Origin of the sequence: Streptomyces sp. NBC_01257 (assembly GCF_035917255.1) — a bacterium.
Classification (GTDB): Bacteria; Actinomycetota; Actinomycetes; order Streptomycetales; family Streptomycetaceae; genus Streptomyces.
Window position 1 is genome coordinate 9,181,611 of the sequence record NZ_CP108472.1, and the last position, 10,162, is coordinate 9,191,772.

At 70.5% G+C, this 10,162-nt stretch carries 6 protein-coding genes and 1 pseudogene; 5 read left to right on the forward strand and 2 right to left on the reverse strand.

The annotated features are described in order from the left end of the window. The first annotated feature begins 992 nt into the window (after window positions 1–992). The 4 genes from tap (at window position 993) to OG408_RS40045 (ending at window position 6,754) form a co-directional block, all read left to right on the forward strand. Entirely contained in the window at window positions 993–3,215 is a 2,223-nt protein-coding gene (tap, locus tag OG408_RS40030) for a telomere-associated protein Tap (RefSeq protein WP_326667207.1), read from the forward strand. 12 nt (window positions 3,216–3,227) lie between these two features. Continuing rightward, window positions 3,228–3,785 (forward strand): telomere-protecting terminal protein Tpg, encoded by a 558-nt coding sequence (tpg, locus tag OG408_RS40035; protein ID WP_326667204.1) that lies wholly within the window; start codon window positions 3,228–3,230, stop codon window positions 3,783–3,785. 746 nt (window positions 3,786–4,531) lie between these two features. Next, window positions 4,532–5,860, forward strand: coding sequence for a PP2C family protein-serine/threonine phosphatase (locus tag OG408_RS40040; RefSeq protein WP_442805981.1), 1,329 nt, complete (start codon window positions 4,532–4,534; stop codon window positions 5,858–5,860). Between the two features lie 516 nt (window positions 5,861–6,376). Then, a complete protein-coding gene (locus tag OG408_RS40045) occupies window positions 6,377–6,754 on the forward strand; it encodes a hypothetical protein (RefSeq protein ID WP_326667200.1) in 378 nt (125 codons plus the stop codon). A 172-nt stretch (window positions 6,755–6,926) separates the two neighbouring features. Here OG408_RS40045 and OG408_RS40265 read toward each other — a convergent pair. Further along, a pseudogene (locus OG408_RS40265) lies at window positions 6,927–7,088 on the reverse strand (IS5/IS1182 family transposase); the annotation flags it as partial. 145 nt (window positions 7,089–7,233) lie between these two features. Between OG408_RS40265 and OG408_RS40050 the strand changes: the two are divergent. Then, the gene (locus OG408_RS40050) at window positions 7,234–7,707 is read left to right on the forward strand and encodes an SLATT domain-containing protein (RefSeq protein ID WP_285574570.1); all 474 of its coding nucleotides are present in this window, start codon (window positions 7,234–7,236) and stop codon (window positions 7,705–7,707) included. A 175-nt stretch (window positions 7,708–7,882) separates the two neighbouring features. Here OG408_RS40050 and OG408_RS40055 read toward each other — a convergent pair whose 3' ends face one another. Then, window positions 7,883–10,051: a Helicase associated domain protein gene (locus OG408_RS40055; protein ID WP_442806114.1), complete on the reverse strand. Its 2,169-nt coding sequence runs from the start codon at window positions 10,049–10,051 to the stop codon at window positions 7,883–7,885. Between the last annotated feature and the right edge of the window lie 111 nt (window positions 10,052–10,162).

The window sequence follows — 10,162 nt, forward strand, 5'->3', positions numbered from 1 at the left end:
CGGGCTGCCCCGGGGGCTCGTGGAGGCTCCGGACGGAGGCGCACCCAGACTCCTGACACGCCAAAGGCCCTGACTCACCGGGAGGAAGCCCCGCCTGGTGCTGGAGCCCATATCCGTGCGTGACCCCCATCCCACGGCTGAAGCCCCGCCAACGCCTGCGTTCCCACCCACCCCGTTATCCGTGACTTCTGCGGCCCCGACGCCCCGGACGGCACCCCTTTTTGCCCCGGCACTGCGGCCGAGCCTCGGTGTAGGCGCCGATTGTGGCGTGCCCGCTGCTCGCGTCCCTCGCGTCCCTCGTGTCCCTCGTGTCCCTCTCGTTCTGGCCGGTACTGGAACTGGTACTGGAACTGGAGCTGGTACGGGAGCCGGTACTGGTACTGGTACTGGTACGGGAGCTGGTGCCGGATGCGGCCCTGGCCGTGCGGCGGGTGCCGGGACTGGTCTTCCGTATCCGGGCCCGCCGGTGCATCCGGCTGTCGGCCTCTGTTCAGGCGCCGTGTGCACGGTCTGCCTTTCACGCGTTGTGGGCGAGGGTGGCATCACTGCAGAGCGTCCGGGCCGGCGGGTGCTGTGCCCGGGGGAACTTGGCGCTCCTTCGCCGAGAGCACCGTGTACATCATTGGTTCCGTCCTGACGGATCCCTTCGCGTACACCGGCAGTGCCGGCGCTTCCTGTTGGAGGTGGCATCCCGTTGCCTCGGACGCGCTTGAGCGATCACTCTCCCGCGGCCCGGAACCGGCGGGTGTGGAGCCACCGGGGGTCCGGAGGCGATGGCGACGCCGGCGGAGGACTTGGCCGGGTCGTGGATGCCGATGCCCTCCCGGGCTCCGGGGGACGCTGCCACCAGTGGTGGCCGGTACGCGCCACCCCCAGGCCGACTCGCGGTACGGGCGGGGATGCCGGGCCACAACCGTCATTTACGTCATCCGTACGCGTTCAGTACGCGAAAGGTGCGCTTCAGGCTAGGGTTGGGGGACTGGAGGTGCTGCATGTCAGAGCTGTTCGATGCGGTCGACGCGCTGGTTTCGTCCCGTTCAACGCTGCCGCCTCCGGCGGAACGCAAGAGGCTGCGCCAGGCGCACGGCCTGACGCTGGACGAGGTGGCCGCCGCTCTGCAGGTGCGCCGGGCCACGGTGTCCGGCTGGGAGGCCGGCAGGACCGAACCGCGGCCGCCGGAGCGTGATGCCTACGCCCGCCTGCTGAAGCAGCTTGCCCAGCTCTACCCCGCAGGCGCCCCGGTGCCCTGTGAGGACACGGCGGCCCCCGAGACGCCTGTCCTCGCAGCCGCTCCTGCGCCAACGGGAGCTGAACCGGCCAAAGCCCGCCCCGAACCCGCAGACCAGGCGCCGGGGCCTGTTTCCGAGGACACCGCGCTGGTCTCTGCCGTCGTGCCGGATCCGGTGGCCACGACCAGGCCGGCACCGCGTCGGCCGCCCGCGCGTAAGGCTGCCCCCGCCGCCAGCGACGGCGGTGGTGGTGATGCACGGTTCGAGAACGGGCCGCTCGCGGTCGTCGACGTCGACGCAGATGGTCAGGTGCTGGCGTACTGCGTCGGGGGCCTGGTCCTGGACGTACCGGCGAAGTCGATTGCGGCTCTGGTGGAGTGGACGCTGAGCCAGGGGCGGCTCGGTCAGCCGAAGTTGTCCGGGCCGGGCAAGGACGGCGATCCGCTGCTCGTGCTCACCAGGGCTGCGCTGGAGTATTACGGCCTGCCGGTCACGCTCACACCACAGGAGCGCCTGGCCGGGCGGATCCCGGAGGGCCACAAGGTCATCAAGCAGCTGACGCGCGCCAGCTGGCAGCTGACCAAGCGCGGCTTCGGGCCGTGGGCGCGGATCTACCGCCCCGCGCAGGGCTCGGAGCGGGCGTGCGTGCAGTTGTGCATCCCGTCGTGGGACGCGCTCGACACCCGGCACTGGGCGGACACGGGGCAGCTGCCACCGGCGGATCTGGCCCGGCTGCTGGGCACGTATGCGGCCCGGGTGATGACGCCGCGCGGATCGACCGCCGTGACCGGTCTGGAACTGATGACCGCCCTGCATCCGCCGACCCGTGCCTCCGAACCCGATGAGACGGGCAAGCGGCACTCCGAGCACAACCCCGGCTCGCTGGGCAGGGACCCGGTTCAGTGTGCACCGTGCGAGGCTCCCGACGGCCACCCGCTGCTCGCGGACCTGCCGCGTTTCCACCACCGCACCCCGGCGGAGGTTCTGGTGGAGGAGGCGTACGACTGGGCGCGCCCGCTCACTGACGCCGAATGCCTGCACCGCAACCTGGTGGGCATCGATGTGAACATGGCCTTCGCCGCCGGCGCGAACGGCCTCACGGTCGGCCTGGGCGCACCGGTGCACGTCAAGAACCCCGTCTTCGACGCGAAACTGCCCGGCTCCTGGCTGGTCGACCTGTCCCATGCCGACCTGTCGAGGGTGAAGGTGGCCAAGGACACGTGGGCGGACCTGGACGGCTCGCTGCTGCCCAGCCCGTTCACACCGAAGGGTGAACGGCCCGAGGGCCCGGCGTGGTACGCCACGCCCACCGTCGCCTACGCGGTGGAGCTCGGCTACGACGTGACACCGATCGAGGCGTGGGTGCGCCACGACAACGGCCGTTACCTGGACGGCTGGTACCAGCGGCTGCGCGACGCCTACCTGGCTACGATGGCCGACCTCGGGGTGGGCGCCGATCTGTCGCCGGAGGAGTTCTTGAAGGCGATGGACGGCTACCGGCAGCGTGACCCTGAGCTGGCGATCGTGGTGTCCGCGGTCAAGGCGTCCGTGAAGGGCGGCATCGGCAAGCTGCGCGAGCGCCCGCGCGGCGAGGGCTGGAAACCTGGGCAGCCCTGGCGGGCCCTCGCCCGGCCCACCTGGCGGCCGGACATTCGCGCCGCCGTTATCTCCCGGACCCGGATCAACATGCACCGCAAGATCGTCAAGCATGCCGCTTTCACCGGGCAGTACCCGGTCGCGGTCCTCTCGGACTGCGCCGTCTACGCCTCCCAGGGGCCCTCCCCGCTGGACTTCCTGCCCTACCGGGACGGCAAGCCGCTGCCCGGCGGCTTCAAGCTCGGGGTGAACCCCGGCCTGGTGAAGTGGGAGGGCACCCAGAGCGTGCTGTGGGGCGAGGGCGTCCGCGAGCAGTTCCACGCCCCCGAGCTCAACCTCGCCCGGTACATCAAGGACGGCACCGTCACCGACGTCGACAGGGGAGAGTAGGAGAACGCGACGATGAGCCTGTTCGGGGACGGCCTGGAAGCCGCGGTGCAGAAGGCGTTCACCCGCCCGGCGCCGAAGAGCGCGGGCCCGCAGATGCGCTACCTGGTCAAGCAGCTGGGGGGCACCAAGGCGGTCGCCCAGATGCTGCGCATCTCCCAGCGCACCGTCGAGCGGTACGTGAAGGACCAGATCAGGAAGCCCCGCCCGGACCTCGCCGCCCGCCTGGAGCGCGAGGTGAAGGCCCGCTGGCAGCCGCAGATCCGTGCCAAGGCCAAGGCGAAGGCCGCGTCCACGGGCGGCATCGTCGTCGACACCCGCGCCCGCATCGGCTACACCGCACCGATCGGGTCGACGGACCAGGACCGCATCCGCCACCTGACCATCGCCCTGCCGCCCCGCTACGCCGCCCGCCTCTTCGACGCCCAGGAGCAAGGCGCCACCGACCAGCGGCTCCAGGAGATCGCGGCCGAAGCGCTCAAGGAGGTGTACTTCCAGGACGGCGGCCGCCGCGCCGGCAGCCTGGAAGAGGTCCGGTTCACGGACATCGAACACCTCGAGTTCGACCTGTAGATCCCAGCGGAAGGGCCCGAACCGCCCTCTGGGTGCAGGCCCTTACCGCTGCTCCTGGCTTTGCCGAGCCGGTGAGACCGGGAATTGCCGGACTCCGCGCCTGGAATGCGGCCCGTGAATCAGGACTGGATGAGACAGCGGCTTGAGGCGTTCGACAACCTGACCCTGCGCTGCGAACGCAGGACAGGGCCAGGCCCTTACGCGGGTGATCCGGCACTGTATGAGCAACCGCACCGCGCAGAGCCCACGGTCAAGCAGATCCGGCGGCTCCCAGACCCGCAGCTCGCCGAAAAGCCCGGCCTCGGTCAGACGGCAGGCGAAGACCTGGCCCGCAACGAGGTTCACAGAGGCACTGGGCATCCTTGCCGACCTGGACGACCGGGCTGCCCGGCTCCCACCGGATGCGCCCACCCTGCCCGCCGGCCGGCTCCCAACCCTGGGCGTGGGAGCCGGCCGCCGACCTCGCCGAGGACTCCACGAGGGTCCGGGTGACAACAGCTGTGATGCCGGCGAACCCAGAGGGTCCGGGTGACAACAGCTGTGATGCCGGCGAACCCAGAGGGTCCGGGTGACAACAGCTGTGATGCGGCGAGCCCACCGCGATCTTGAGCATGTGCCGTCCGATCACTGAGGGGACGTGACTGATCGTGGTCAGCCAGTGCGGGCGACAGGAAGGCTGTCGTGGGGGATGGGGGCGTGATTTGCTATGTGCCCGAACAGGGCCTGAGGGAGTTGCTGGACCGGTGGTGAGCGGGGTGCATTTCGCGGGGGGCGTGCGGCCGGACGGCCTGCCGGCGGCGCTGTCGGATTCGGTACGGCTCGCAGCGGTGGCGGCCACGCGGTTGCTGGACACCGGGCCGGAGGAGGCCTTCGAGGACCTGGCGACGCTGGCGGCGCGGGTGACCGGCTCCGGGCGGGCGTTCGTGACCCTGGTCGATGCCGACCGCTCATTCTGGAAGACCTGCATCGGCGTGGACGCCGAAGAGCTGTCCGACCGGCAGAACGCGGTGCGCGAGAGCTTCTGCTACTTCCTCGTCGGCCTGGACGGGGAATCCTTCATCGTGGACGACGCGGCCGCTGACCCGCGTACCCGCGACCACCCCTCGCTCACGCCCATGCGCATCGGCGCATGGGCCGGCTACCCCCTTCTGTCCCCGCAGGGGCAGGTACTGGGAAGTCTCTGCGTCATCGACGACAAACCCCGCACCTGGACACCGGGAGATCTGACGACCCTGGCAACACTGGCTCGCTCGGTCTCGGCGGAAATTCACCTGCGGCAGAGCCTGGAATCCTCCCGCCAGGCGCACCGGGTCTCCGCCGATCTCGCCCACAGCCTCCAGCAGGGACTGCTGCCGCCGACACTGCGCCCCGTACCGGGCCTGGAGACCGCTGCGTCCTACCTCCCGGCATCGACCAGCGGACGGGCCGGGGTCGAGGTCGGCGGGGACTTCTACGACCTCTTCCACACCCACGGGCACTACTACGGAGCGGTACTCGGAGACGTGTGCGGCAAGGGCGTGGCCGCAGCGCAGGTGACCTCGATGGCTCGCTACACGGTTCGGGCCGACGCCGGACAGACGCCGTCACCGGCCGCGCTTCTGGACCGGCTGAACACCGCGATGCTGGAACAGCGGGCCCCCCGCTTCCTGACCGCCGTATACACCACCTTCCGCATCACCCGGGCCGGGCTGTCCGGACGCATCGCACTGGGAGGCCACCTGCCGGCACTGGTGCGCCGCGCCGACGGCCGTATCCAGCAGCTCGGAACGCCGGGCACGCTGCTGGGTGTGCTGCCCACCACGCAGCTGACCGATGTGCGCTACCGCCTGGCGCCCGGCGACCTGCTGCTGCTCTACACCGACGGGGCCTGTGAGGGCCGGCCGCGCCCCGGTACCCCGGCCGCCGCCCCGCCGACCTTCGGTGAGGCCGAGCTCGCCGCGGCGCTGGCCGCCACGACCGGCCTGGACGCTGCCGCGACGGTCAAGGAACTGGCCGCCGTGCTGTCCGATCACCACGGCGGGTGGGCCAGCGATGACACTGCCCTGCTGGCCCTGCGCGTCCCCCCCAGCGCCTGACGGTCTCCACCAGCCCCCAGGAGTGACATGCCGGTCAGATGGACCACGCGGGCGGACCCGACCACGACCTGACCGTCCCCAACGCCCGGTTCCATAGCCCTGACACCTACGTGCTGACCCCTGAGGCATCGCGGGCCCGGACAGCCATGTGGAATTCGGAACAGCCTTTGCCCGCGCCGCCGCGTCCGGCTACCCCTGACCGTGGCCCTGCCCGGCCCTGTGAACGAGACCTTTCTTGGACGGCTGTCCGTCACCTGGCCTTCTCCACGAGACTGGGTTCTGGCACAACTCCCGTGAAGCCGTACCGATCCTCGGCGTCCGAGGCCGGCGACCCTGGCGAACCGGCAGGCCAGCAGCGCGTCCAGAGGCCAGCGCGAGCCCCGGCCGACGGGGCTTCACGGAAGTTGCGCCAGAGCCCGGGGTCCGGCAGCACCAAGGAGCCGTTGGTCCGGGTTCCGGGCCCTGACGTACGTTCGGGCCCATGACGCAGGCCCTGAAAACCCGACCGGTGGCCCAGTGAGCGGCTGGTGGGCCTACCTGGAGGAACGGACCTGCCGGGAGGTGGACGCCGCCGTGCTGCGGGATCGTCGGCTGTCGGCGGTCAGGTCCGTCTGGGAGGCATTGCGTCCGCTGGGGATAGGCCTGCACGAGGCCGAGCGGGTGGTCCACACACGATACGAGGCCCTCGGCGACCGAGTGCAGCACACCCCGCCGGATCCGCTCGACCTTCCGTCACTCGCAGCGCGCGCCGCAGCCCTCCCGGGCCGGGTGGCCGCGGTGGAGGCGGTCTGGGACGGCGACACCGTGCACGACTACTGGTTCGTGTTCCTGGTCGCGGTCCTGGATTTCCCCAGACGGGGCGAGCCGCCTGGCGACCGTCTACCGCCGCCCTGACGGCTCTCCGCCCGGCATTGCCTCCGCCAAGGCGGGCCGGGCGCTGGCCCGCCACCTTGGCGTGCCATTTCACTTCGCTTCGCCGGATGCCCCGGACGATGATGAGGATCCCTGAAAACGGCCGGCACCCCATTCCGCCGAAGCGGGTGGCAAGGGGGCCGGCCCAACCGAACTTGTATGCCCTGCTGCCGAAATCGGGCGGACGGCCACCGAGCCGGCCTCGCTTCAGGCCACGGCCAACCTGGTCGGACGGCTATGGAACGACAACGCGGACCCCTCGCCGCCGCAGGTGGGTCCGGACAGCACGTGAGGAATACACACGGCCGGGCAGGACGGCCCCGACCGGGGCTGAAGTTACCGAGATTAGGATCCCGTGCATGACTCAGAGGCCCGGAACGGAGCAACAGGCCGTAAGGCAGCAGAGGTTCACAGGCATGCGCCCGACGGAACCGCCTCCGACCGGAGCCGACGCCCTTGAGGTGACCACCCACTACCTGGAACATTTCCGCAGGGAGTACACGCGCACCCGCGAGTTGATGAAGATGAAGGCGCGACGGACCACGGTGGGCATCGCCGCTCTGAACGGAATGATCGCGGTGCTGGGCGTAGCAGTCGCGGCCTGGCGGGCCTACGCTCCCTGGCTCGGGTTGGCCAGCACCGCGGTAGCAGGCGTGATCGGCGTGATCACGGCGTGGAGCGGCCTCATGCGTCACCACGATCTGTGGCAGCAGCGGAGCCTGATCCTTGCGGAACTCCAACGCATCATCAGAAATGTCGAGCGTCGCGAAGCGGCGGGCGAGGACCGGCAGACCATCGCGCAAGAGGCGATGGAACTGCTTGACGCGACACTCAGCCAGGATGCCAGCAACTGGGGCAGCCTCACCCGCACCCCACTGGCCGGAGCCCAACCACCGACGCTCCCGGCGGCGCCCGGCGACCGCACCCAGGAGTAACGAGGACGCGCCGCGGGCAGACGTGGTCAGCGGTCACACAAGCGCCCAGACGGCCGAAGAGCGCCGACGCCAACTGGAACACGGGAATGCTCGCCCTCTGCAGGGGCGAACTCTTCCTGGGTCTAATGAGAAACAGCTGCATGGCTGCGCTTCGACCCCGCCCCGCGACGCGCTCCTACACCCACCGCATTCCGACCTCGGACAGCTGCTCCATCCGCTCCGGGGTCAGCGCGGCGGCCCGGCTGCGCTGATTGTTGACCCACGCCCCCAGGCGGAACTGGTCCTCGTGACTGTCTTCGGAGAGCACGATCTCCACGTGCTTACGTGGCACCTTGAGGTGTCCCTCGCGCTCGAAGAACTGCCGGGCGGCCGCGAGGTTGGCGACCCATTTATCGGCCTGCGTACGACGCGGCTTCGGCTTCTCTTCCTCGGGCACAGGCGTGACCCCGAGGACCTGCTCGCACATCCACTGCTGCACGCCACTCAGCTGGTCCCACCCGTAGCGAACCGACGTCACCCACCGCCCGAGGTCTTCACCCTGGCGCAGGACCTCGCCCGCCTCGGCGGGCACCGCCTCGCCCGCGTCCAGATGCATCCGCACGAGGTGGAAGCACCGCTGCCACGTCACGGGCCACGACGGGCACCAGGACGCGTCGATCTCCTCCAGCTGCTCGCGTCGGTCCTCCGACAGCGCCCCGGCCACCGATCCCACCAGCAGGCCCTCGGCACGCCGCTGCTCGTTCTCGGCAGCCTTGCGGGCGGCGGCCCGCGCGTTCTTCAGCCAGATGCCCACCGCCGCGCCCTGGAAGGTGGCGTCCAGCGGGGCCAGGAGGTGGCCGTGTTCGGCGGCCCACCCGCGCGCGGCGGTCAGGCCCGCCTCCCATGCGACGTCGAAGTGGGACCAGATCATGCCGAGCTTCTCCAGCTGTGCGACACGGGCCTCGTCCATATCCCCGCGGGCGTAGAAGCGGCGGGCGTCGGCGGTCCACTGCCCCAGCGGGAACCCGGCGAGCGAGGCCGGCCACCCCTGGCCTTCAGACTCCTGGTCGTTGACGGCCGGGACACGAAACGTGAACGGCACCCGCAGGTCACCGCGCTCGCGCGCGTAGATCACAGCGGCCTCCACACCCCGGCGCCAGTGCTCATGCTCCGGATTGATGACCCGCAGGTTGATGAACGCTGCCAAAGCAGCCGGGTCGCGTGGCGTGGAGAACTTCAGCAGGGCCCTGGCGGGGGAGCTCACGCTCCCGGAGCCCTCGCCGCTCCCCTTGCTGACGGGCTTGCAGGCGCTCGGGGCCTGCTGCTCCGCGAGGGCCTCCACGATCCGCGCGTCGTGCGCCCGCAGCGCCTCCAAGAGCTTGGCCAGCCCGCCGAACGCCCGGGAGGTCAGCATGTTGTCCGCCGTCTCGCCCGGTCCGAGCAGCACCGGCACCACGAGCGAGGCCACCTTGCCCTCGCCTGGCTGCATCCGCAGCGCCCGGCCCACGGCCTGGACCAGGTCGGGCATGGAACCGCGTACGTCGGCCCAGTAGACGGAGTCGCAGTGCTTGGTGTCGACGCCCTCGCCCAGGACCTTCACCGAGCACAGGAAACACTTCTCCACCACGGTGCCATCGGTGGCGATCCCGTCGGCGAACTCGCCCAGCAGACGCCGCCGGTGGAGCGGCTTATGGTCGCCGCACAGCCAGTTTGCCCAGATCGTGGCCGGATACAGCTCAGGGTCGGAGGCATGCAGCTGCGCGGCGACGTCGGGGAGGCCGGCCGCAAACGCCTCGGCCTCCTTCACCATGTGGTGGAAGACCAGCGTGCGGCGGAAGCCCTCCTCCGAGGATGCCTTCACCAGCGCGGTCTGGAGAGCGGCGAGCCGGGCCCCGCGGACCTCTGCCGAGCGGCCTTCGGCGCCCAGGAGCTGCGCGGCCTGGAGCGCGGTGTCGGTGACGTCCACGCATACAACCTGGTAGGGGGCACAGATTCCCCGGTCGATGGCCTCCGAGAGCGTCAGCGTGAAGCAGCGGCTACCGAAAGGCCCGTCCGGGTTGTCGTCCATGCTCGCGACCAGCTCGCCCGGTGCGCCGGTCTCGTCCTCGTCCCCGAGCTGCCACAGCCGGGGCGTGGCCGTCATGTAGAGGCGGCGCAGGGACGGAATCTTCTGGTTGTCGTGGACGACCGCCCACGGCTTCCCGATCCGGCCAGAAACGCGGTGGGCCTCGTCCACGACGATCAGGTCCCAAGCCGAAAGGCCGGCGACGTGCGCCCGCTCAAGCGTGCCCAGACCGAGGCTGGCGTACGTGGCGTACACGGTGACCTTGTCCAGGCCACGGGTCCACTCCACCAGTTCGTCCACGTCCGTGGTGTTTGGGAAGGACACCTCCTCGCCCCGCAACGAGGACACCCCGATCACCGGCCCCCGGCGGCCCCCCTCGCGCCATGCGGACTCCGTCTGGGCGAGCAGGTC

Coding starts and splice junctions, on each gene's coding strand:
- tap (WP_326667207.1), top strand. CDS start 993: ATGTCAGAGCTGTTCGATGCGGTCGACGCGCTGGTTTCGTCCCGTTCA.
- tpg (WP_326667204.1), top strand. CDS start 3,228: ATGAGCCTGTTCGGGGACGGCCTGGAAGCCGCGGTGCAGAAGGCGTTC.